The organism is Solimonas soli DSM 21787 (genome assembly GCF_000474945.1).
Lineage (GTDB): Bacteria > Pseudomonadota > Gammaproteobacteria > Nevskiales > Nevskiaceae > Solimonas > Solimonas soli.
The window spans coordinates 98588-120159 of the sequence record NZ_AXDW01000010.1; the positions used below are offsets into that span (position 1 = coordinate 98588).

Here is a 21572-nt window from a genome sequence, read left to right on the forward strand (position 1 = left end):
CATGCCGACCCTCGCGGCCCTGCAGATGAACAGCGGCGACGACGTCGCCGCCAATCTCGATGCCGCCGAAGCGCTGCTGCGCGAGGCCGCCGCCGGCGGCGCGCGGCTCGCCGTGCTGCCGGAGAATTTCCCGTTCATGGGCAAGCGCGACCGCGACAAGCTGGCGCACGGCGAGGCCGACGGCCGTGGCCCGATCCAGGACCGCCTGGCGCGCTTTGCGCGCGAACTCGACCTGTGGATCATCGCCGGCACGCTGCCGATCCGCGCCGCGGGCGAAGACCGCGTCTACGCCGCCTGCTGCGTCTACGACAGCGACGGCGCGCGCGTCGCGCGCTACGACAAGATCCATCTCTACGACATCGACGTGCCGGACCTCCCTCACCCCACCGCCGACGTCCGTCGGCGGTCCCCCCCTCTCCCGCAAGGCGGGCGAGGGACGGAGGTGTCGCTGCGCGACACGAAAGCTCAAGGCGAGCGCTATCGCGAATCGGCGAGCATCGCGCCGGGCAGGCTGCATCCGGTGGTGGTCGACACGCCGGCCGGCCGCGTCGGCCTGTCGGTCTGCTACGACCTGCGCTTTCCCGAGCTGTACCGCGCGCTGAGCCAGGCCGGCGCCGAGATCCTCGTCGTGCCCTCGGCCTTCACCGTGAAGACCGGCGAGGCGCACTGGGAGCTGCTGCTGCGCGCGCGCGCCGTCGAGAATCTCTGCTACGTGATCGCGCCCGGCCAGTGCGGCACGCATCCGAGCGGCCGCGCGACCTACGGACACAGCCTGATCGTCGAGCCCTGGGGCAGCGTCGTCGCCCTGCGCGAGGCGGATACGCCGGGCGTGGTGCTCGCGCAGCGCGACGCCGCGCGCCAGGCCGAGCTGCGCACGGGCTTCCCGGCGCTGGCGCACCGCCGCTTGCAAACCTCGTATCCGCCCGCAATTTGAACGTGAAGCCCCGAGCTCAAAGCCATGACTGAAACCCTGGATCTCGCCCGCGCCACGCTGCTCGAACCGGCGGAACTCGACGACAACCGCGTCGCCGACATCCTCGGCCGTCTGATGCGGCCGGGCGTCGATAGCGCCGATCTCTATTTCCAGCACGCGGTCACCGAGACCTGGTCGCTGGAGGACAGCTTGGTCAAGTCCGGGGCGCACCACGTCGAGCGCGGTGTCGGCGTGCGCGCGGTGGCCGGCGACAAGCAGGGTCTCGCGTATTCCGACGATCTGCGTGTCGCCGCGCTGGGCGACGCGGCGACGACCGCCGGCGCCATCGTCCGCCAGGGCCAGAGCGGCACCGTGCAGGCCTTCGCGCCGCGCATCGTCAAGCCGCTGTACGCGCCGGTCGATCCGCTGGCGAGCTGGCCGACCAACCGGAAACTCGAACTGCTGCGCCGTGCCGACGCCGCGGCGCGCGCCGCCGACGCGCGCGTAATCCAGGTCAACTGCTCGCTGGCCGGCAGCTTCGAGACGATTCTCATCGCCGGCAGCGACGGCACCTGGAGCGGCGACGTGCGGCCGCTGGTGCGCATGGACGTTTCGGTGATCATCGAACACCAGGGACGCCGCGAGCAGGCGCATGCCGGCGGCGGCGGGCGCGCGACGTATGCCGAAGTGTTCGAGGGCGACATGCCGGAGCGCTACGCGCGCGAGGCGGTGCGCATGGCGCAGATCCTGCTCGAAGCGGTGCCGGCACCGGCCGGACAGCTGCCGGTCGTGCTCGGGCCGGGCTGGCCGGGCGTGCTGCTGCACGAAGCCGTCGGCCACGGTCTCGAAGGCGACTTCAACCGCAAGGGCACCTCGGCGTTCTCGGGCCGCATCGGCGAACAGGTGGTGTCGCCGCTGTGCACGATCGTCGACGACGGCACCCTGCTCAACCGCCGCGGTTCGCTCAGCGTCGACGACGAAGGCACGCCGTCGCAGTGCACGGTGCTGATCGAGAACGGCGTGCTGAAGAACTACATCCAGGACAAGCTCAACGCGCGCCTGATGAAGATGGCGCCGACCGGCAACGGTCGCCGCGAGTCCTATGCGCAGCTGCCGATGCCGCGCATGACCAACACCTACATGCTGGCCGGCCACAGCGAGCCGGGCGACATCATCGCCTCGGTCGAGAAGGGCCTGTACGCGGTGAACTTCGGCGGCGGCCAGGTCGACATCACCTCCGGCAGTTTCGTGTTCTCGGCGAGCGAGGCGTATCTGATCGAGAACGGTCGCATCACGCGGCCGGTGAAGGGCGCGACGCTGATCGGCAACGGACCGGAAGCGCTGTCGAAGGTGTCGATGGTCGGCAACGATCTCAAGCTCGACACCGGCGTCGGCGTCTGCGGCAAGGACGGCCAGAGCGTGCCGGTCGGTGTCGGCCAGCCGACGCTGAAGGTCGATGCGCTGACGGTCGGCGGCACGCAGACCGCATGAGCGGTGCGCTGCGCGTTTCCGGCGAGGCGGCCGAGCTCGACGCCGATCTGATCCACGGCTTCCTCAGCCGCGAATCGGGCTGGGCGCGCGGCAGATCGCCTTCGCGCGGATCATTTCCGATTGCGCGACCTTCGCCAACCTCGTCGACGTCTTCGTGCTGCCCGAGCATCGCGGCCGCGGACACGGCAAGACGCTCATGCAGGCGGTGCTCGCGCATCCGCAGCTGCAGGGCCTGCGCCCGCTTCACGCTGGCGACCGCCGATGCGCACGGCGCAGTTCGGCTTCATCGCGCCGCTGAGGCCCGCAGACCCTGATGGAACGCTACGATCCGGATCTCTGCCGGCGCGCCGCCGCGCCTGCCTGAACGGCCGCTGTCGCGCGCGGCGCGGGCCGGAACATTGCGGCCCGCCGGCGGGTCGCAGGCAAGGGAATCCGCCGACGCGGGACATCGCGGGCGAAAGGAGTCGAGCATGATCTGGCTGCGCTTCGAAAGCAGGCTGTGTGCCGAACCGCCGGTGATCTGGCTGCACGTGACCACCATGCGGGGCGTCAATGCCGAATTGCTGCCGCTCGTCAGGATGAGTTCGCCGAAGCGCTACGACTGCATGACGCTGCGCGAAGCGCCGCGGGGCGAGCTGCTGTTCCATAGCTGGCTGCTGCTGTTCGGCCTGCTTCCCTTCGATCGTCACGCGCTGAGCTTCGAGAGTATCTGGGACTACGGTTTCCAGGAACATTCGAGCTCCTGGCTGCAGCGGCAGTGGCGCCACAGGCGCGTCGTCGAGCTGCTGCCGGGCGGCGCGCGGCTGGTCGACGAACTCGAGATCGTGCCGCGCTTCGCACCGCCGTGGCTGGTGCGCTTCTTCGTCGCCTGCATCTTCCGTCATCGTCATCGTCGTCTGCGCCGGCATTTCGGTTCGCTCGACTGAAGCGCGCCGGCGGCGCCAGTTGACGGCGGCGCGCGGCGCATTAAAGTCGGCGCCATGTTTCCCTCCGCCGCCGCCATGACCCACGCCGCCCGCACGCGACGCCCGCAGGAGATGCGCTGATGCCGCGCGCCGAAGGCCGTCTGCGCGTGATCGGCGGGCAATGGCGTTCGCGCGTCGTCGAGTTCGATCCGGCGAGCGGCGTGCGGCCGACGCCGGATCGCGTGCGGCAGACGCTGTTCGACTGGCTGACGCCACGCATCATCGGTGCACGCTGCCTCGATCTGTTCGCCGGCAGCGGCGCGCTCGGCATCGAAGCGCTGTCGCGCGGCGCGAGCTTCTGCAGCTTCGTCGAGGAAGGCCGCAGGCAGGCGTCGGCGATCCGCACCGCGCTGCTCGCGCTCAAGGCGCAGCACGCCGAGGTGACCGAGATCGACGCCGAGTTCTATCTCACGCAGACCTGGCACCGCTTCGACGTCGTCTTCCTCGATCCGCCGTACGGCAAGGGCCTGATCGAGCGCGTGCTGCCCGAGCTGCCGAAGGCGCTGGCGCCGCACAATCGCATCTATCTCGAATGGCCGGCCGGCCAGTCGCCGGCCCTGCCGGAGCGCTTCGAACTGCTGCGCGAGAAGAAGGCCGGGCAGGTATGCTTCGGACTCGCGACTTATCACCATCCGGCCGGGAAGTAGGACGATCTCGGGGGACCGCGCCGCGCGCGGGCCCGGCCGCCGTATACGAAGACTGGGGCAACATGGCGGACATCATCGCGGCGTACAGCGGCACCTTCGACCCGATCACCTACGGGCACTTCGACATCATCAAGCGCGCCGCGAAGATGTTCCCGAAGCTGATCGTCGCCGTCGGCAGCAACATCGCCAAGAATCCGAAGTTCACGCTCGATGAACGCGTGGCGCTGATCCGCAAGGTCTCGCGCAATCTCAAGAACGTCGAAGTGCAGGGGTTTTCCGGGCTGGTCGTCGATTTCGCGCGCGAGCACGGCGTGACGGTGCTGGTGCGCGGCGTGCGCACCACGGCGGATTTCGACTACGAGAAGCAGATGGCGGTGATGAACCGCGATCTCTATCCGCAGCTCGACACCGTGTTCTTCAATCCCTCGCCGCAGTTCGCGCACCTGTCGTCGTCGCTGGTCCGCGAACTGGCCGGGCTTGGCGCGCCGGTCGAGAAGCTGGTGCCGGAAGCGGTGATGCCGATCCTCATGGAGCGCTTCGGCCGCAAGCTGCCGCATTCCCGCAAGGGCTGACCGCGAACCGGGTCGCGCCGCGCCGCGCGCTACAATGGCGGCATGGCTTTGAAGATCACGCACGACTGCATCAACTGCGACGTCTGCGAGCCGGTCTGCCCGAATCACGCCATCTCGCAGGGCATCGAGATCTACGAGATCGATCCGCACCTGTGCACGGAGTGCGTCGGCCACTTCGACAGGCCGCAGTGCCAGACCGTCTGCCCGGTCGCCTGCATCCCGCTCGATCCCGAGCACGCCGAGACGCCCGAGCAGCTGCTCGCCAAGTACAAGCGCCTCATCACGCTCTGAGCGGGGCCGCGCCTCAGGCGGCGCGCGCCAGCGCCGGCCAGGCGCGGCGCGGCGCGGGGCCGCCGCCGAGAATGCGGCGCAGGCGCTCGCGACCGATCGCGACCGGACGCTGGCGCAGCTCGCCGAGACGGTGTTCGCGCGCCAGCTCGGCGATGCGCGCGAGGTGCGCGGCGATCGCCGCGCCGTAAGGATCGTGGCCGCCGAAATGCGCGGCCATGTAGCGATGCACGCCGCCGAAGTAGCCGTCCAGGCGTTCTTCCCAGAGGCGGCGATTGAACTCGGCCGTCTTTTCCAGCAGGTCCTCGGCCGAGCGGTAGATCGGCTCGACGCCGCCGGGCTGCCGCGCGCCCGCGAGGCCGCAGATGGCGAACTCGCGGAACAGGAAGTCGCGGCATTTCTCCAGGTAGCAGCGGTCGGCCGTCTGCGCGAGCACGTCGGCGGTGCCGATCAGGAAGCCGAGCATGCGGTCCTTCGCATTGCGGACCTGGATCCGATCGAGCGCGATCTCGTAGCCGGTGAAGTGCACGATCTGCCGCGCCTTGGCGACTTCGTCGCCGTAGCCGAGCCGCGGCAGCAGCTCGCCCAGGAATTCGCCGCTGCGACGGACATGCGTCAGCGTGTATTCCGCGCCGTTCCGCGCCCTGTCGCCGCTGCGGCGGATATAGCCGGCGTCGTGGAACAGGGCGATCAGCACGCCGAGCACGGCGCGCCGCGCGCCGAGACGCCGTGCCGCCGGCACGCTGCGTTCGTGGCCGTCGATGAGCCGCGCCGTGGCCAGCGTGCAGTCGAGGCTGTGCTGCGCGTCGTGGTACCAGGTGTCGCAGCCGAGATAGCCGGGGAGCGTGCCGGCATAGAGCCGGGCGAAGGCGGCGAAGCCCTGGCGTACCGGCTTCAGCTCGGCATCCGGAAAGCGCTGACGCAGGAGGGCGGTGACGGCGGCGCAAACGTCCTGGGGATGGGAGATGCGCACGGTGCCGCTGATGTCATAGTGGTTGCGCCGTTCGGCGGGCATCGCTACCTCTCTCGGCTTGATGCGACGGTCCGCTGATCCTACGCGGCCGTTGCCGGCGATGAGCGGTATTCCGTCTCAAAGCGCCGCTTGATGCGGGCGAGCGGTATCAGTCGTCGAGATCGACGACCAGCGGCGCGTGGTCGGAGGGCCGTTCGAGGCGGCGCGGCGCCAGATCGACCTCCGCCGCGCGCAGGCGCGCGGCCAGCGGCCCGGACAGCAGCCAGTGGTCGATGCGCAGGCCCTGGTTGCGCGCGAAGGCGCCGGCGCGGTAGTCCCACCACGTGAAGCGCTGGCCGCCGCTCTGCGGCGCGAACAGGCGAAAGCTGTCGTGCAGGCCGAGGCTGCAGAGCCTGCGCAGGCCGCGCCGCTCCGGCTCGGAGCAGAGGATGCCGCCTTCCCATACCGACGGATCGTGGGTGTCCTCCGGTGCCGGCGCGATGTTGTAGTCGCCGCCGACCGCGAGCAGCGGATGGCGGTCCAGCTCGGCGGCGAGATAGTCGTGCAGCGCGTCGAGGAAGCGCAGCTTGTAGGCATATTTGTCACTGCCGACCGCCTGCCCGTTGACGACGTAGACGCTGACGAAGCGGATGCCGCCGACGGTCGCGGCGATCACGCGCTTCTGCTCGTCGCCGAAACCATCCATGTCGCGCACCACGTCGCTCAGCTCGCGGCGCGCCAGCAGCGCCACGCCGTTGTAGGTCTTCTGGCCGTTGCTGACGGCGCGGTAGCCGGCGGCGGCCAGCTCGGCGTGCGGAAAGGCGTCGTCGACGAGCTTCAGTTCCTGCAGCGCGACGACATCGACCGGATTGCCGCGCAGCCAGTCGAGCAGGTGCGGCAGGCGGATGTTGAGCGAGTTGACGTTCCAGGTGGCGATGCGCATGGGCGTGCGGTTCCGATGAGCGCGGACTGTACCGATTTCGCGGCGCTGGCGCTGCGGCCAGCGCGGCTGGCAGCACAGTTGTCGCGACTGCCAACCGGCGCACGCCGGGACACCCCGAATGAGGGGCGTCGCTTGCAACTGTGATCCCGTGCAAGTAATTCGTCACGACATGCGACTACGGTCGTACCGCCTCGTTGCGAATCCCCCGAAGCAAACGGTGCGCGGATGGCAGCCGGCCGGTCATACCGGCGGCTGACACATCGACGTTTATCGATTCGGCGAATCCGCAATGCCCGACGCGCGCAGGGACGCGCTGCTGTCATATCGTGGATGACCATGCCGAGAGCAAGGGGACTGTCGAGCAAGATCCTGTTCGTCGCCGATGGCGGCGAGCTGCCGTCGTCCGCCGTGATCTGGGCGGCGCAGCGCGGCTGGATGCACGACGTGCTGCGTCCGGCCGAACTTGCCGGCGCCACGGCGCGTTTCGCGCAGATGCCGCTCGCCGTGGTCTGCGACGACGGCCTCGACGATGCGACGATCGCCGACATCGCACAGATCTGGCGCCAGGCCACGCGCGGCGCGCCCCTGATTCTCGCCGCCGCCTGCGGCAGCGAGGCGCGCGTCGTCGCCGCGCTGCGCGCGGGTTACGGCGACTATCTGTCGACACAGGCCAGCGCCGAGGAATGGCGCGCCTGCCTGCAACGCCATCTGCAGCCGGACGCCGCGCCGGCGGTCGGTGCGGCGCCGCTGATCATCGGCGACAGTCCGGCGATGCGCGCCCTCAAGCTGCAGCTGCCGCGCATCGCCGCCAGCGACTGCACGGCGCTGATCATCGGCGAAACCGGCACCGGCAAGGAGCGCGTCGCCGAGCAGATTCACCGGCTCGGCCCGCGTCGCGATGCCAGGCTCGTCGCCATCAACTGCGCGGCGCTGCCGGATTCGCTGCTCGAAAGCGAGCTGTTCGGCTACGAGAAAGGCGCTTTCACCGGCGCGGTCGGTTCATACTGCGGCAAGCTGATGCTCGCCGAAGGCGGCACGCTGTTTCTCGACGAGATCGGCGACATGAGCGCGCAGGGCCAGGCCAAGCTGCTGCGCGCGCTGGAGTCGCGCGAGTTCTACCGCCTCGGCGCGCGGCACAGCACGCGCTTCGACGTGCGCATCGTCGCCGCGACCAATCAGCCGCTCGAGCGTCTCGTCGAGCGCGGCGAGTTCCGCAAGGATCTGTACTACCGCCTCAACGTCGCGCGGATCGATCTGCCGCCGCTGCGCGAGCGTCGCGACGACATCGCCCCGTTGCTGCGGCACTACCTGCGCGAACTCGGCGCGCGCCTGCAGGTGCGCGCCGAATTCGACGACGGGCTGGTCGAGCGCCTCATCGGCTACGACTGGCCGGGCAACATCCGCGAGCTGAAGAACGTCATCGAGGCGGCGCTGATCTGCGCGAGCGATGGTCACGTCGCGCTCGCACATCTGCCCTCGGCCCTGCAGCACAAGCTCGGCGCGTCGCCGCCGCCGGCCAGCGAGCGCGAGTTCCTGCTCGCGACCCTGCAACGGCTGAACTGGAACAAGAGCCGCGCCGCCGAGAGCCTGCACTGGTCGCGCATGACGCTGTACCGCAAGCTCGCCAAGTACGCGATCAGCGCGCCCGACGAGATCGACGTCGCGCTGTGTGCGGAAGCGGACGCTGCGTATCGCGGTGACAGTGCTGTAACAGCCGGTGTGACACTGCCGTAAGGCAGCCAAGTCGCTGATCCGCTTCGCTTCGGCCGCCGGCATTGGCGGCATTCCGACGTAACACCCGAACAGCCGCGCGCGTCGGCGCGTTCCGCGCGCGCGGCCGTGCCGTCGTGAAAAAACGCTTGCTGCTCAAGCCATTGGCGCCGCCGTCACGAGCGGCGCCGGGCATGGCCCCGGGCTTGCCCTGTTTCAACGGACAGTCCGCCGCGCCGCCACGGCGCGTGGCGCGGCGCAGCTGAGGGAGAGCGTGTCCTTGCAGGCAGATCCGTCGAAGCGGTCCGGTGTGGAGACGTCGACGACGGCGGGCGAGGGACGCTACGCGAATTATCTGAAGGTGGGCAGCAATGCGACGGAGTTCGTTCTCGATTTCGGACAGTACTATGCCGGCGACCTCGCGCCGCGCTTCGGTACGCGCATCGTGACCACGCCCGCGCACATGCAGGCCTTCGTCGCGCTGCTCGAGCAATGCCTCGCGCAGCACGTCGCCGAGCATGGCGCGATCGTGCCGCTCGACGGCGCGCGAGAGCGCAACTGATGGCGCGCTATGCCGCCATCGCCGCAACCAGCACGGCGCTCGCCGGGCTGATCCGCGACCGCTATCCGCGCGCCGCGTTCGGGCCTTCGCTCGACGTCGCGCTGTACCAGGCCAGCGATTTCGAGAAGCCAATGGAAGAGGGCTTCTCGCTGTATCTCTACCGCATCGCGCCGAACGGCAGCGTGCGCAATCTCAGCTATCGGCGCGATCCCGACGGCCGCCGCTTCCGGCCGTCGCTGCCGCTCGATCTCGCCTATCTCGTCACGCCCTGGGCGCGCGACGCCGAGAAGCAGCAGCGCATGCTCGGCTGGGTGATGCGCTTCATCGAGGACGTCGGCGTGCTGTCGGCGAGCCAGCTCAACGACTACGTGTCCGACCCGGACGTGTTCCGCGCCAGCGAAGCGCTCGACATCATCTGCGAGCCGCTGTCGATGCAGGACTACCTCACGCTCTGGGACCGCCTGCATCACCGCATCCCGACCTCGGCGACGTACCTGATGCGCATGCTGATGATCGAGTCCGACGTGGCGATCGACGAAGCCGGCCTCGTGCAGACGCGTCGCTTCGGCGTCGGGGAGCCGGTGGCATGAGCTTCACGACGGTCCGCGTGCAGGAATGGCTCGAGCGCACCTTGCCACTCGCGCTGCGCTTCCGCGACGCAGCGACGGCGAACGATCTGATCGACGGCCTGGTGGTCGGCGCCTGCCCGGTCGCGCGGCCGAACGCGCGGCGCCTGTATGCGCAGGCCAATCGCAGCGGCACCTATCTGCTCAGCGATCTGCCGGGTTTGCGCGCGCTCGAATACGGCGCCGGCGACGCCGCCGATTTCGCCGCCTCGCCGGCGCCGTCGTTCCGCATCGAGGTGACCGACCCGCTCGGCCGCTTCCTGCCGGTGAGCTTCGCCGCCGGTGCCGCGCGCGGCCTGCTGCCCTTGCCCTGCGCGGTGCCCGGCTCGCCGCCGCGCGAGGCCTTCACGCACGGCATTCCCCTGTTCTCGACGCCGGCCCGGCAGCTGGCCGAACCGCTGGCCTGCGTCCACGCCGAGCTGGTCGAAGCGCCAACCGGCCGCGCCGCGGCCTGGGCGCTGCTCGCCGCCGAGATCGACGGCACCGAAGCCGGCCTCGGCCTCGCCGATCGCGAAGGCCGCGTCACGCTGTTCTTCGCGTATCCGTCGCCACAGCCGCCGCCGGTGACTTCGCCGCCGGCGCCGGCCGAGCGCTTCGTCTGGAACGTCACGTTCCGCGCCTACTACCTGCCGCGCCCGCCGGACACGCCGGCGCCGGCGCGGCCCGATCTCTGCGCGCTGCTCGCGCAGCTCGACCATCCGCGGCGCGTGCTCGACCTGCAGTCGCCGCCGCAGGACCTGCTGCCGCAGCGGCTCGACTACGGCCGTCCGCTGGTGCTGCGTTCCACCGATCCCGCCGCCGGTGGCGCGGTGTCGTCCCATCTGTTCATCGAGACCGCCTGAACGGCGCGAGGAGTGCATCAATGCCCGAATATCTTGCCCCCGGGGTCTACGTCGAGGAGACCTCGTTCCGCGCCAAGTCGATCGAAGGCGTCAGCACGACGACGACCGGCTTCGTCGGTCCGGCCCTGTACGGCCCGCTCGACATCGAGCCCGACATCGTCACCAGCCTCGTCGAGTTCGAGCGCACCTACGGCGGCCGCGAGCAGCTGCAGTTCGACGACGGCACCAACCCGCTCGACAACTATCTCTGGCACGCGGCGCGCGCCTTCTTCGAGGAAGGCGGCAAGCGCCTGTACATCAGCCGCGTGTTCGAGCCGGCCGACGAATCGCCGCATTCGGGACACGCGCAGGGCCTGCTCGGCGCCAGCCCGGCACCGCTCGAGATCTACGCGCGCTTCCCGGGCCGCGCCGGCAACGCGCGCGTCACCTTCACCTTCCGTCTCGGCCAGAACGTGCTCGCCGGCAAGCCCGGCGATCCGCAGGTGCGCGGACTGCTCGACCGCGATGTCGTGCTGATCCGCGACGCCGGCAGCCCGGCGGCGTCGCCGCCCGCGGTGCGCGGCTTCTATCTGGCGCGCCGCGACACGGTCAACGACACCTGGGTCTTCAGCCAGCCCGAGACCAGCCCCGACGAAAGCGTGCAGCTCGACACCCTGGTGCCGGGCGCGACCGAGCTGCGCGTCGTCACCGTCGCCGTCACCATCGAGCCGACCAGCGGCACCGGCACGCCGTTCGTGGTCGCCGATCTGCCGCTCGATCCGCGCCACGAGCGCGCCGGCAGTCCCGACTCGCTGTTCGCCTACTTCGACGAGCATCCGGCCAGCCTGTCGCGCGCGCGCACCGTGCCGCTGGTGATCGGCAACGTCGGCAACCTGGACACCGGCACCGCGGTGCTGCAGGCCTTCTTCGCGGCGGCGCCGGCGGCGAGTCCGCTGCCCGGCCTCGAAGCGGGACTCGAAAAACCGGACAGCAGCGACACGGCGCGCAGCGTGCTGGTCACGCTGACCGGCGGCAACGACGGCGCGCGGCCCGGCGCGGGCGCCTACGAAGGCACCGAAGACCCGGCGACCAATCTGAAGACCGGCCTCCTGCAGTTCGAGGATCTGGAAGACATCTCGATCGTCGCCGCGCCGGGCTCGACCTTCGGCCTCGCCGAAGGCGCCTATGCCGACGACGCGCGCGCCATCACCGGCCTGCTCATCAGCCACGCCGAGCGCATGCGCTACCGCATCGCCGTGCTCGACAGCGGCAACGACCAGAGCATTTCCGAAGTCCGCGCGCACCGCGCGCAGCTCGACTCGAAGTACGCGGCGCTCTACTACCCCTGGGTGCGCGTGCTCGATCCGGTCACGCAGCGCGAGATCAACCTGCCGCCGAGCGGCTTCGTCGCCGGCATCTACGCGCGCAACGACGTCAACCGCGCCGTCTACAAGGCGCCGGCCAACGAGGTCGTCAACCTGGCGCTCGGCTTCGAGAAGTTCATCAACAAGGCGCAGCAGGAGGTGCTCAACCCGGAGGGCGTGAACTGCTTCCGCTACTTCGAGGGCCGCGGCATGCGCCTGTGGGGCGCGCGCACGATCAGCTCCGATCCGGAATGGAAGTACGTGAACCTGCGCCGCTACTTCGCCTACCTCGAGCGCTCCATCGACAAGGGCACGCAGTGGGCGGTGTTCGAGCCGAACGGCGAGCGCCTGTGGGCCAACGTGCGGCGCACGATCGAGGACTTCCTGCTCAACGAATGGCAGAACGGCGCGCTGCTCGGCGACAAGCCGGAAAAGTCGTTCTTCGTCAAGTGCGACCGCTCGACGATGTCGCAGAACGATCTCGACAACGGCCGCCTGGTCTGCCTGGTCGGCGTGGCGCCGCTGCGGCCCGCCGAGTTCGTGATCTTCCGCGTCGGCCAGTGGACCGCCGACGTCAAGGTCTGATTTTCCGTCTCACCGCCATCCACAGGAGAGCCCGATGGCCACGCTCAGAGAACGTCCCTACGTGCAGTTCAACTTCCTCGTCGATCTCGGCGACGGCGTCACCGAAGGTCCGCAGGCGGGCTTCCAGGAGCTGTCCGGCATCGGCATGGAAGTGACGGTGTCCGAGTACCGCACCGGCAACTCGAAAGAGAACAGCGTCATGAAGATCACCGGCATGAACAAGTCGACCGACGTGACCATGAAGCGCGGCGTGATCGGCTCGCTCAATCTCTACCAGTGGCTCAACCAGATCCGCAACGGCGACCAGAACGCCATGCGCACGGTGACGATCCAGCTGCAGAACGAGGATCACACCGCCGTCGTGCAGACCTGGAAGCTGCTGCGCGCGCGCATCATCAAGCACACCAGCGGGCCGTTCAACGCCAAGGGCACCGACGTGGCGATGGAAGAGCTGGTGCTCGCCTACGAGCGGCTGGAAATGGAGTGAGCGCCGCGCGCGCGAGCTGAACCATGAGCCGCCCTCTGCCCGCCATCCGCATCGACGTCGCCGCGCCCGCGGCCGACGCCGTGCTGCCGCGCATGGACATCGCGGTCTTCGTCGGCTTCGCCTCGACGGGCCCGCTGCACCGGCCGGTGCCGGTCGAGAGCATCGCGCAGTACGCGGCGGTGTTCGGCGCCGACGCGCCGCTCGCCTTCGACGCGCAGAGCGGGCAGTTGCGCAGTGCCTATCTCGGCCCCGCGGTACGCGCCTTCTTCGGCAACGGCGGCCGCCGCTGCTGGGTGATCCGCGTCGCGCGCTGCGCGGCGCTGGCCGCCGCCGGCGCCGACGCCAGCGCCGCGCAGCTGGCGCGCTACAACCGCTTCGCGCTGCCCGGTCTGCTGGCGCTGAAGTCGCTGTCGACGACGCCGGGCTGCGCCGCCGCCGAAATGCTCGCGCGCTGCGAAGGCAGCTGGTCCGACGGCCTGCGCGTGGCGACGGCGCTGCAGGCGCAGGGCTTCACGCTCGCCGGGCTGCATCACGCCGGCGCGCCGAACCAGTACCGATTCCGCAGCGGCGCGGCGCTGGCGGCCGGCGATCTGATCGCCTTCGCCGATCCCGCCGTCGCCGATCCGGCGCGCGGCCGCCAGGTCTACGCCGTCGTGCTCGCGGTCGACGACGAGGCCGGCACGACGACGGCGGCGCTGCGCGCGGCGCGCCTGGTGCGCGTGCAATGCTGCGCCGCTTTCCAGCCGCTGGCGCAGACGCCGGCGGCGGCGCGCAACGGCGTGCTGCGCCTGCCCGGCGCCAGCAATGTGCCGGCGACGCTGATCGAGGAGGACGGCGCGGTGCGCATCGCCGCGCAGGCGCCGCGTCCGGCCACCACGCTGCAGCCCGGACAATGGGCCGTGTGGCGCGCGCCGGGCGAGACCGTGTGGCTGCGCGCCGACACCATCGAGTTCGCCGCCGCGCCGGGGCCGCTGCTGCGCGGTCCGGCCTGGCGCCTGCTCGCCGACGAGATGCCGCTGCCGCTCGCCGGCGTGCGCCGCGCGGTCGTGCTGCAGGCCGAGCTGCGCGTCGCCGAGGGCGACGACGCGGCGCAGCGGCGCACGATCGGCCTGACGCCGGCGCATGCGCAGAGCTGGTGCGGGCTGTCGACCGACGCGGTCTTCTACGGCGAGGAGTCCGGCGGTGACGCGAGCGCGCGCCTCGCCGAGCTGCAGCGGCGCGTCGCGCTCGGCGCGCGCTTCCCGCTGGCCGCCGACGCCGCGCAGCCGGCCGCCGCCTTGCTGCCGCTCGGCGTCGAGTCGCTGTTCGGCGCGAGCAGCGGTGCACGGCGGCAGACGCGCACGGCGCTCGAACGCGATGGCCTGTCGCGCTTCGACGCGGCGCTGTTTGTCGATCCGGCCCTGGCGCAGACCGGCCTCGCCGCGCTGGCCGCGGACGCCGAGCAGATCGCCTACACCGCCGCGCAGCCGCGCGCGCTGTTCGGCCTGCACGCCGCGCTCGGCCTCGGCCACAACGGCGTGTTCGACGAGGCGACGCTGATCGCGATTCCCGATCTCGTGCACGGCGGCTGGGAGCGCTTCCGCCCGCAGGCACCGCCGCCGGCCGCCGCCGCGGCGCCGGCGGTGCCGCCGCAGTGGCGCACGCATCGTGGTGCCTGCGCGCCCGGCGACGACGAAGCGCTGCGCGGTCCCGACCGCGGCCGCTTCCTCGATTGCGCGACGCTCGCGCTCGACGCGCCCGCGCTCGGCGCGCCGGCGCGCGTGACGGCGCCGGCGGCGATCGCCCTGAGCTGGACGGCGGTCGCCGGCGCCGGCGTGCAGTACGTGCTGGAAGAAGCGCTGCTCAACGACTTCGCCGACGCGCGCGAGATCTATCGCGGGCCGGCCCTGCAGTTCGATGCGCTCGATCGCCCGCCGGCGAACTACTACTACCGCGTGCACAGCGAACTGGCCGACGAACGCAGCGCCGACTCGAACGCCGTCGCCGTCGCCTGCATCGCCTCGGAATGGCGCGCGCTCGCGCCCGGCGAATACGCGCCGCGCGCGATCGACACCGTGCTGGTCAGCGTGCAGCGCGCGCTCCTGCGCTGCTGCGCGGCCTCCGGCGATCTGCTCGCCGCGCTCGCGCTGCCGCAGCATTACCGCAAGGCGGAGGCGGTGCGTCACGCCGATCGTCTGCGCGCGCCGCGCAGCGGTGCCGATGCGCAGGCCTTCGCCTTCGACGAACGCCGCGCGCTGAGCTACGGCGCGCTGTTCCATCCCTGGCTCGCCTACGGCCGCTGGCCCGACACGCCGCGCCTGCTGCCGCCGGACGGCGCCGTGCTCGGCAGCTGCGCGGCGCTTGCCGAACGGCGCGGCGCCTGGATCGCCGCCGCCAATCGCAGCCTGCGCGACGTCATCGCCCTCGCGCCGGAACTGCCCGATGCCGACTGGCAGGATCTGCTCGACGCACAGGTCAACCTGCTGCGCGGCGAGCGGCGCGGCTTCGCGGTGATGGGCAGCGACACGCTGGCCGACGACAGCGAGCTGCGTCCGCTCAACGTGCGCCGCCTGCTGATCCTGCTGCGCCGTCTCGCCCTGCGCGAAGGCGCGACCTACGTCTTCGAGCCGAATGGCGATCTGCTCAAGCGCGCCGTGCGCCGCGGTTTCGAGCGCCTGCTGTCGGAGCTGTTCCGGCGCGGCGCCTTCGCCGGCGCGACGCCGGCGCAGTCGTATCAGATCGTGCTCGACGGCGGCCTCGACACGCAGGCCGATCAGGACAACGGCCGCCTGCTGGTCGAGCTGCGTGTGGCGCCGTCCCTGCCGCTGCGCTTCCTCGCGGTGCGCCTGCAACAGTCCGGCGAGCGGCTGACCGTCGCCGAGGGGGCGTGATGGCCGAGCCTGTCTATCCGTTCACCGCCTTCAACTTCAGCGTCGAGATCAACAAGGCCGGCGACGGCGCGGCGCTGGTCGCGGCGGCCTTCCAGGAGTGCGACGGCCTGGAGATGAGCATGGAGATCAAGACCATCCGCGAAGGCGGCGACAACGCGCGGCAGATTCGTCTCAACGGTCCGGTGGCGCTCGGCCAGCTCACGCTCAAGCGCGGCATGACCGCCGACTTCGCGCTGTGGCGCTGGTTCGAGGAGACGGTCGCCAACCCGCGCCTGCGCGCCGAGGCGGAAGTCGTGCTGCTCGCCGCCGACGGCGCCACCGAGCGCGCGCGCTTCGCGCTGACGCGCTGCCTGCCGGTCAAGCTCAAGGCGCCGCCGCTCAACGCGCGCGAAGGCCAGCTGGCGATCGAGGAGCTGGCGCTCGCCTACGAAACACTGCGGCTGATGCCGCCACAGGGATGAAGCGATGACCGGCCTGGCGCGCGCGCAGCTGATCGAACTCAAGCAGGACTTCTCCGACGTGAAGGCCGACGGGCAGAGCGTCGAGGTGCAGTTCAATCCGGAATCGCTGAAGGTCACCTTCGCCAACGAGATCAAGCAGCCGGAGGGCGGCGATCAGTCGAGCGGCAATGCCGGGCGCCAGTTCGTCGGTGCCGGCACCACCAAGCTGGCGCTGGCGCTGTGGTTCGATGTCACGGCGATGGAGAAGGACGCGGTCGACGACGTGCGCCGCCTGACGCAGAAGGTGATCTTCTTCATGACGCCGCAGCCGTCCGAGGCCGACAAGAAGAAGATGGCGCCGCCGGGCGTGCGCTTCCTGTGGGGCTCGTTCAAGTTCGACGGCATCGTCGAAGGGCTCGAGGAAACCCTCGACTTCTTCTCGCCGGACGGCAAGCCGCTGCGCGCCAACGTCACGCTGACGCTGTCGCAGCAGAAGATCCTGGTCGCCGAGTTCAAGGGCGACGGCAAGGTGCCGGACCTGCCCGGCCAGAAGCCGCTGAAGAGCGCGAAGCAGAACCAGTCGCTGCAGAACATGGCGGCCGGCGCCGGCAAGAACGACTGGCAGTCGATCGGCGCCGCCAACGGCATCGAGGACCCGCTGCGCATGGCGCCGGGCCAGCTCGTCGATCTCGATGCCTCGCTCGGCGCCGGTGCTTCGTTCGGCGCCGATGTCTCGCTCGGCGGCACGGCATCGCCGTCGGCCGGCGCGACGCTCGCCGGCGGCGCCGGCGTCGTCTCCGCCGCGTCCTTCAACGCGGCGCTCGGCGGCGCCGCCAGCGCCTCGCTGCGCATCGCCTAGGAGAGCCCGCCATGCCCGTCGCGATCAACCAGTTCGAGGTGATGCCGGAAGCCGCGCCGGGCCGCGACAGCCGCGGCGGCGGCGAGGGCGAGAGCGCGGCCGCCACGGCCAGGCTCGATCCGGCCGAGCTGCAGCGCGCGCTGGAGCAGGCGCGCGAGCTCGAACTGCGGCTCTGGGCGCACTGAGGATCGCCCATGGCCGACGGCGCAACCGTTCCGATCAGCGGCGCGAGACCGGCGATCTTCATCGACGGCAACGACGAAGCGCGCCTGAGCGGCGCGCTGCTCGGACTCGACATCACCGAAACCGAGGCGGGCCTGTACCGCTGCGCCGCGCAGTTCGGCAACTGGGGCGGCGCCGAGCGCAGCGGCTTCCAGCACTTCGGCCGCGACCGCCTCGAATTCGGCAAGACGCTGGCCATCAAGCTCGGTGACGACACCCTGTTCGAGGGCCGCATCGGCGCGCTGCGCGCCAGCTTTCCGGAAGGCGCGCCGCCGCAGATCGGCGTGCTCGTCGAGGATCGCCTGCAGGATCTGCGCATGACGCGGCGCACGCGCAGTTTCGCGTCCAGCTCGATCGCCGACGTCGTGCGCGCGGTCGGCAACGATCATGGCCTGCAGCCGGACGTCACGCTCGACGGGCCGACGTATCCGCTGCTCGCGCAGCTCAACCAGAGCGATCTCGCCTTCCTGCGCGAGCTGCTGCGCCGCATCGACGGGCAGATCTGGATCGAGGCCGGCAAGCTCAAGGCGCGCGGCGCGACGCAGCGCGGCGGCGAGCTCGAGCTGAACTGGGCCGGTCACCTGCGCAGCTTCGAGGTCAGCGCCGATCTCGCGCAGCAGTGCACGGCGCTGGTCGCCAGTGGCTGGGACGTCGGCGCCAAGCGCCTCGCGCAGTACCGCGCCGAGCGCAGCGCGATCAGCGCCGACAGCGACGGCGGCCAGAGCGGCATGGAAATCCTCGAGGCGGCGTTCGGCGCGCGCGTCGAAACGCTCGCCCACGCCGCGCCCGGCGATGCCGCGCAGGCGCAGGCGCAGGCGCAAAGCGCGCTGCGCCTGCGCGCGCGGCGCTTCGTGGTCGGCCGCGGCGTCGCCGAGACCAGCGCGCAGCTGCGCGTCGGCGCGCGCCTGAAGATCAGCGGCATCGGTCCGCTGTTCGAGGGCCGCTACGGCGTGACGCGCGTGACGCATCGCTTCGATCTGCAGAAGGGCCTGCGCAGCGAGTTCGAATGCAACCGCGCCGACATCGGCCGCGCCGGAGCGAGCGCATGAGCGCCGGTGACCTGATGCCGTTCGCGCAGCAGCTCACGGAGCGCGGCGCCGGCGGCTGGGGCGGGCGCTGGTACGGCGCGGTGCCGGCGCAGGTCGTCGACATCAAGGACCCGGACGGGCAGGGCCGCGTGAAGATCGCGCTGCCCTGGAGCCCGGACGCGGGCGGCGGCCGCTACGAGGCCTGGGCGCGCCTGGCCGCGCCGATGGCCGGCCACCAGCGCGGCCTGTGGCTGGTGCCCGACGTCGACGATGAAGTGCTGGTCGTCTTCGAGCACGGCGATCCGCGCCGGCCCTACGTGATCGGCGCCTTGTGGAACGGCGTCGACGCGCCGCCGGCGTCGATGGACGGCGCCGGGCGCAATTTCAGGAAGGTGCTGCGCTCGCGCAACGGCGTGCAGATCACGCTCGACGATCAGGACGGCCAGGAATCGCTGAAGCTGGAAACGCCGGCCGGCCAGACCGTGCGGCTCCGGGACGGCCCCGGCACGATCGAGATCAGCGACAGCAACGGCAACTCGATCAAGCTCGAACCGGCCGGCGTCACCATCACCGCCGCCGCCAAGGTCACGGTCAACGCCGCGCAGGTCGCGGTGTCGGCGGGCATGGTCACGGTCGACGCGGCGATGTCGAAATTCTCCGGCGTCGTGCAGGCCGACACCGTCATCAGCAACAGCGTCATCAGCGCCAGCTACACGCCCGGCGCGGGGAACATCTGGTGAGCGCGCATCCTCTGCAATGGCAGACGCCGGCGCCGCTATGGGCGCGCTTCGGCAGCGGCGCCGACGCCGCGAGCGCCGACGATCAGCGCCGTCCGGCGCTGCTGCGCTTCGCCAGCGACGACTTCATGGAGCAGATCCTCGGCCTGCTGGCGCGCGATCCGCAGCAGCTGGGCAGCCTGCTCGCGCGCCCCGAGACCTGGCGCAAGCCGATGGCGGACGCGCCCGATCTCGTCGAGCGCGTCGCCGTGCCGCGCCGCCTGCGCGGCCTGGCGAAGCTGAAGCTGCAGGCGCAGAGCCGGACGGCGATCGCACCGGTCGCGGCCAGTGCGACGGTCGTCGAGAAGATGCAGACGCGCGTGCTGCCGCTGAAGCTCTATCAGCCGGCGCACCAGCGCTACTACCTCGTCAGCGCGAGCCTGGTCTGCGGCGTGTCCGGCCTGCCGGAGCGCGCGGTGACGCGCGGCACGGAGGAACTCGGCTTCGTGATCCGCCGCCTGCTGCCGGAATCGCCGAACGATCCGGCTTCGCCGCTGCGCGAGTTCGCCTACCTCAAGGATGCGCAGGCCGGACGCTGGCAGCGTGCGGCAACGGGCGCCGAGGCGGCGCTGCTCGCCGGCGAGGAGCTGCTGCCGCTGTTCCCGCTGAATTTCCGCGACGCGCAGGACCATGCGCGCACGCTGTGGAGCGGTTTCGTGCCGGTGGCGCGGCGCGAGGAGTACATGGGCGCCAGCGTCGTGCGCGGCCTGCCGACCTCGATGCTCGACGCGCAGCGCGCCGATCTGCGGGCGCCGGGCGCCGCCGCCCCGGCCAGCGGCATCACGGCGCGCAAGACGCAGTTCCTGATGGAAGTCGCCGAGCCCTGGAAGAACATCGTGCGCGCGGCGGTGAAGGCCAGGGGCTCGATGGCCGAAGCCAAGCCCGACGGCCTCGACGGCAGCGGCGAGACCGACGCGCAGAAACGCGGCCGCGTGTACGCGCTGAACCTGCAGTGGCAGATGCCGTCGTGGCTGATCCTGCTCGATTTCGCCGACTATCTCGCCATGCATCTCGCCGACGTCTGGCAGGCCGTGCAGAGCGGCAATGCCGGCGCGCTGAGCGCGTCGCGCAAAACCTTGTACGACGCGCTCGGCGCCGGCGCGATGCCGCTCGCGCTGCAGAACGCCCTGCGCCGGCCGTCCGACAACGCCGAGCTGAAAAGCAGCAAGGCGAACCTGCGCGAGGCGCTGAAGCGCATCGTCGATTTCCGCGACGCGCTCGAAGGCGCGCAGCGCCTGTACGGCGAGAGCAGCTACAACGGCGGCGAGTGGCCGGATTTCCATTTCCTGCTCGCCGGCCTCGACACCGGCCGCGCGCTGTCCGGCGCGGTGACGACCTTCGCCGCGCCGAGCGCGGCGGACGCCGATGAAGTGCCTTCGGGTCCGATCGGCGGCAGCGAGTCGGCGGCCGACGCCGAGGCGCGCCAGGCCGCCGACCGTCTCGACAGTCTCAGCGCGATGGTCGCGCGCTGCCTGGTCGCGCAGGTCGAGAGCGAGGCGCCGGCGCCGCCGCTGGCGCTGCAGCTGCGCGACGCCTACGCCGCCAACGCCGCGAGCGGCAACCAGAACGACTTCGTGATCCGCTGCGTGCATCGCAACCGCGACTGCGGGCCGCTGCATCCGCCGACGCTGTCGGCGCCGACGCAGCGCTTCCAGCTCGCCAACTTCTTCGACAGCGACGCGCCGGCGCGGCCGATCCGCATCACGCTGCCGCTCGACACCACGCCGGCCGGCCTGCGCAAGTTCAACAAGAACACCGCGTTCGTGATCTCCGACGTGCTCTGCGGGCAGATCCAGCGCGCCAAGGGCCTCGGCCTCGGCGACCTCGTGCGTTCGGTGCTGCCGTGGCCGCTGCACAAGGATCTCGACCTCGGCGACGGCGGCGCCTGCAACAACGGCAGCCTCAACATCGGCATGATCTGCTCGCTGTCGATTCCGATCATCACCATCTGCGCGCTGCTCCTGCTGATGATCATCGTCAGCCTGCTCGACTTCATCTTCCGCTGGCTGCCGTTCTTCATCTTCTGTTTTCCGGTCCCGGGCCTCAAGGGGAAGAAGTGATGGGCGCGAGCATCTTCGGCCAGAGCCTGTCGTTCCCGCTGCGCGTCGGCGCCGACGGCCGCATCGCCTGGTCGCAAGGCGAGGACAACGTGCGCGAGTCGATCGCGGTGATCCTCAAGACCGAGCCCGGCGAGCGCATCGGCCTGCCGACCTTCGGCGCCGGCCTCGGCCGCTTCCTGTTCGAGCCGAACACGCCGGCGACGCGCCTGCTGATCGAGGAGCGCATCCGCGAATCGCTGGCGCGCTGGGAACGCCGCATCGCCGTCGAGTCGGTCGACGTCAGCGCCGATCCGCAGCAGAGCGAATCGGCGGTCGCCACCATCGTCTACCGCCTCGTCGCCACGCAGGGGCGCGAGCGCATCAGTCTGAGCATTAGCACGGGCCGCTGACC

At 70.9% G+C, this 21572-nt stretch carries 22 protein-coding genes and 1 pseudogene; 21 read left to right on the top strand and 2 right to left on the bottom strand.

Annotated features, from left to right (window positions below):
• The first annotated feature begins 1 nt into the window (after position 1).
• The 7 genes and pseudogenes from K344_RS0106330 to K344_RS0106360 all read left to right on the top strand — a co-directional run bounded on the left by K344_RS0106330 (position 2) and on the right by K344_RS0106360 (position 4879).
• A complete protein-coding gene (locus K344_RS0106330) occupies positions 2-934 on the top strand; it encodes a carbon-nitrogen hydrolase family protein (RefSeq protein WP_028079962.1) in 933 nt (310 codons plus the stop codon).
• Positions 935-958: 24 nt separating this feature from the next.
• Positions 959-2404, top strand: a complete 1446-nt coding sequence (gene tldD, locus K344_RS0106335) for a metalloprotease TldD (protein WP_028079963.1) — start codon at positions 959-961, stop codon at positions 2402-2404.
• Positions 2401-2768, top strand: a pseudogene (locus tag K344_RS24940) (GNAT family N-acetyltransferase). The gene tldD and the pseudogene K344_RS24940 overlap by 4 nt, the downstream one beginning before the upstream one ends.
• 106 nt (positions 2769-2874) lie before the next feature.
• Positions 2875-3330, top strand: a complete 456-nt coding sequence (locus K344_RS0106345) for an Rv1443c family protein (RefSeq protein ID WP_028079964.1) — start codon at positions 2875-2877, stop codon at positions 3328-3330.
• 119 nt (positions 3331-3449) lie between these two features.
• Positions 3450-4016 (top strand): 16S rRNA (guanine(966)-N(2))-methyltransferase RsmD, encoded by a 567-nt coding sequence (gene rsmD / locus K344_RS20490; protein WP_043113947.1) that lies wholly within the window; start codon positions 3450-3452, stop codon positions 4014-4016.
• Between the two features lie 62 nt (positions 4017-4078).
• Complete coding sequence (gene coaD / locus K344_RS0106355) at positions 4079-4588, top strand: pantetheine-phosphate adenylyltransferase (RefSeq protein ID WP_028079965.1); 510 nt, start codon at positions 4079-4081, stop codon at positions 4586-4588.
• A gap of 42 nt (positions 4589-4630) precedes the next feature.
• Positions 4631-4879 (top strand): YfhL family 4Fe-4S dicluster ferredoxin, encoded by a 249-nt coding sequence (locus K344_RS0106360; protein WP_028079966.1) that lies wholly within the window; start codon positions 4631-4633, stop codon positions 4877-4879.
• A 13-nt stretch (positions 4880-4892) separates the two neighbouring features.
• Here the strand turns inward: K344_RS0106360 and K344_RS20495 are convergent, their stop codons facing one another.
• Both K344_RS20495 and K344_RS0106370 read right to left on the bottom strand, forming a co-directional pair.
• Positions 4893-5891 carry a hypothetical protein gene (locus K344_RS20495; protein WP_051361952.1) on the bottom strand — a complete coding sequence of 333 codons (999 nt, stop codon included), beginning with the start codon at positions 5889-5891 and terminating at the stop codon, positions 4893-4895.
• Positions 5892-5997: 106 nt separating this feature from the next.
• Positions 5998-6771: an exodeoxyribonuclease III gene (locus K344_RS0106370; RefSeq protein WP_028079967.1), complete on the bottom strand. Its 774-nt coding sequence runs from the start codon at positions 6769-6771 to the stop codon at positions 5998-6000.
• A gap of 336 nt (positions 6772-7107) precedes the next feature.
• On the opposite strand from K344_RS0106370, the gene K344_RS20500 reads away from it, so the two are divergent.
• The 14 genes from K344_RS20500 to K344_RS0106440 all read left to right on the top strand — a co-directional run bounded on the left by K344_RS20500 (position 7108) and on the right by K344_RS0106440 (position 21570).
• A complete protein-coding gene (locus tag K344_RS20500) occupies positions 7108-8505 on the top strand; it encodes a sigma-54 interaction domain-containing protein (RefSeq protein WP_211234483.1) in 1398 nt (465 codons plus the stop codon).
• A 250-nt stretch (positions 8506-8755) separates the two neighbouring features.
• Positions 8756-9043 carry a DUF3467 domain-containing protein gene (locus K344_RS23390; protein WP_169729254.1) on the top strand — a complete coding sequence of 96 codons (288 nt, stop codon included), beginning with the start codon at positions 8756-8758 and terminating at the stop codon, positions 9041-9043.
• Complete coding sequence (locus tag K344_RS0106385; protein ID WP_028079969.1) at positions 9043-9633, top strand: Pvc16 family protein; 591 nt, start codon at positions 9043-9045, stop codon at positions 9631-9633. The genes K344_RS23390 and K344_RS0106385 overlap by 1 nt, the downstream gene beginning before the upstream one ends.
• Positions 9630-10511, top strand: coding sequence for a hypothetical protein (locus K344_RS0106390; RefSeq protein ID WP_028079970.1), 882 nt, complete (start codon positions 9630-9632; stop codon positions 10509-10511). Before K344_RS0106385 ends, K344_RS0106390 begins: the two co-directional genes overlap by 4 nt.
• A gap of 20 nt (positions 10512-10531) precedes the next feature.
• On the top strand, positions 10532-12439 hold the full coding sequence (locus tag K344_RS0106395; RefSeq protein WP_028079971.1) for a phage tail sheath family protein: 1908 nt from the start codon (positions 10532-10534) through the stop codon (positions 12437-12439).
• A 34-nt stretch (positions 12440-12473) separates the two neighbouring features.
• Positions 12474-12926: a phage tail protein gene (locus tag K344_RS0106400; RefSeq protein ID WP_028079972.1), complete on the top strand. Its 453-nt coding sequence runs from the start codon at positions 12474-12476 to the stop codon at positions 12924-12926.
• 23 nt (positions 12927-12949) lie between these two features.
• Positions 12950-15796, top strand: a complete 2847-nt coding sequence (locus K344_RS0106405) for a hypothetical protein (RefSeq protein ID WP_028079973.1) — start codon at positions 12950-12952, stop codon at positions 15794-15796.
• The gene (locus tag K344_RS0106410) at positions 15796-16257 is read left to right on the top strand and encodes a phage tail protein (RefSeq protein ID WP_028079974.1); all 462 of its coding nucleotides are present in this window, start codon (positions 15796-15798) and stop codon (positions 16255-16257) included. The genes K344_RS0106405 and K344_RS0106410 overlap by 1 nt, the downstream gene beginning before the upstream one ends.
• Before the next feature lie 4 nt (positions 16258-16261).
• Positions 16262-17095 carry a CIS tube protein gene (locus K344_RS20505; protein WP_211234484.1) on the top strand — a complete coding sequence of 278 codons (834 nt, stop codon included), beginning with the start codon at positions 16262-16264 and terminating at the stop codon, positions 17093-17095.
• A gap of 11 nt (positions 17096-17106) precedes the next feature.
• Entirely contained in the window at positions 17107-17280 is a 174-nt protein-coding gene (locus K344_RS23880) for a hypothetical protein (protein ID WP_157622799.1), read from the top strand.
• A 9-nt stretch (positions 17281-17289) separates the two neighbouring features.
• Positions 17290-18366 carry a phage late control D family protein gene (locus K344_RS0106425; RefSeq protein ID WP_028079975.1) on the top strand — a complete coding sequence of 359 codons (1077 nt, stop codon included), beginning with the start codon at positions 17290-17292 and terminating at the stop codon, positions 18364-18366.
• Entirely contained in the window at positions 18363-19085 is a 723-nt protein-coding gene (locus tag K344_RS0106430) for a phage baseplate assembly protein V (RefSeq protein WP_028079976.1), read from the top strand. The genes K344_RS0106425 and K344_RS0106430 overlap by 4 nt, the downstream gene beginning before the upstream one ends.
• Positions 19082-21181, top strand: coding sequence for a hypothetical protein (locus K344_RS0106435; RefSeq protein ID WP_028079977.1), 2100 nt, complete (start codon positions 19082-19084; stop codon positions 21179-21181). Before K344_RS0106430 ends, K344_RS0106435 begins: the two co-directional genes overlap by 4 nt.
• The gene (locus K344_RS0106440) at positions 21181-21570 is read left to right on the top strand and encodes a GPW/gp25 family protein (RefSeq protein WP_028079978.1); all 390 of its coding nucleotides are present in this window, start codon (positions 21181-21183) and stop codon (positions 21568-21570) included. The genes K344_RS0106435 and K344_RS0106440 overlap by 1 nt, the downstream gene beginning before the upstream one ends.
• Positions 21571-21572 lie beyond the last annotated feature (2 nt).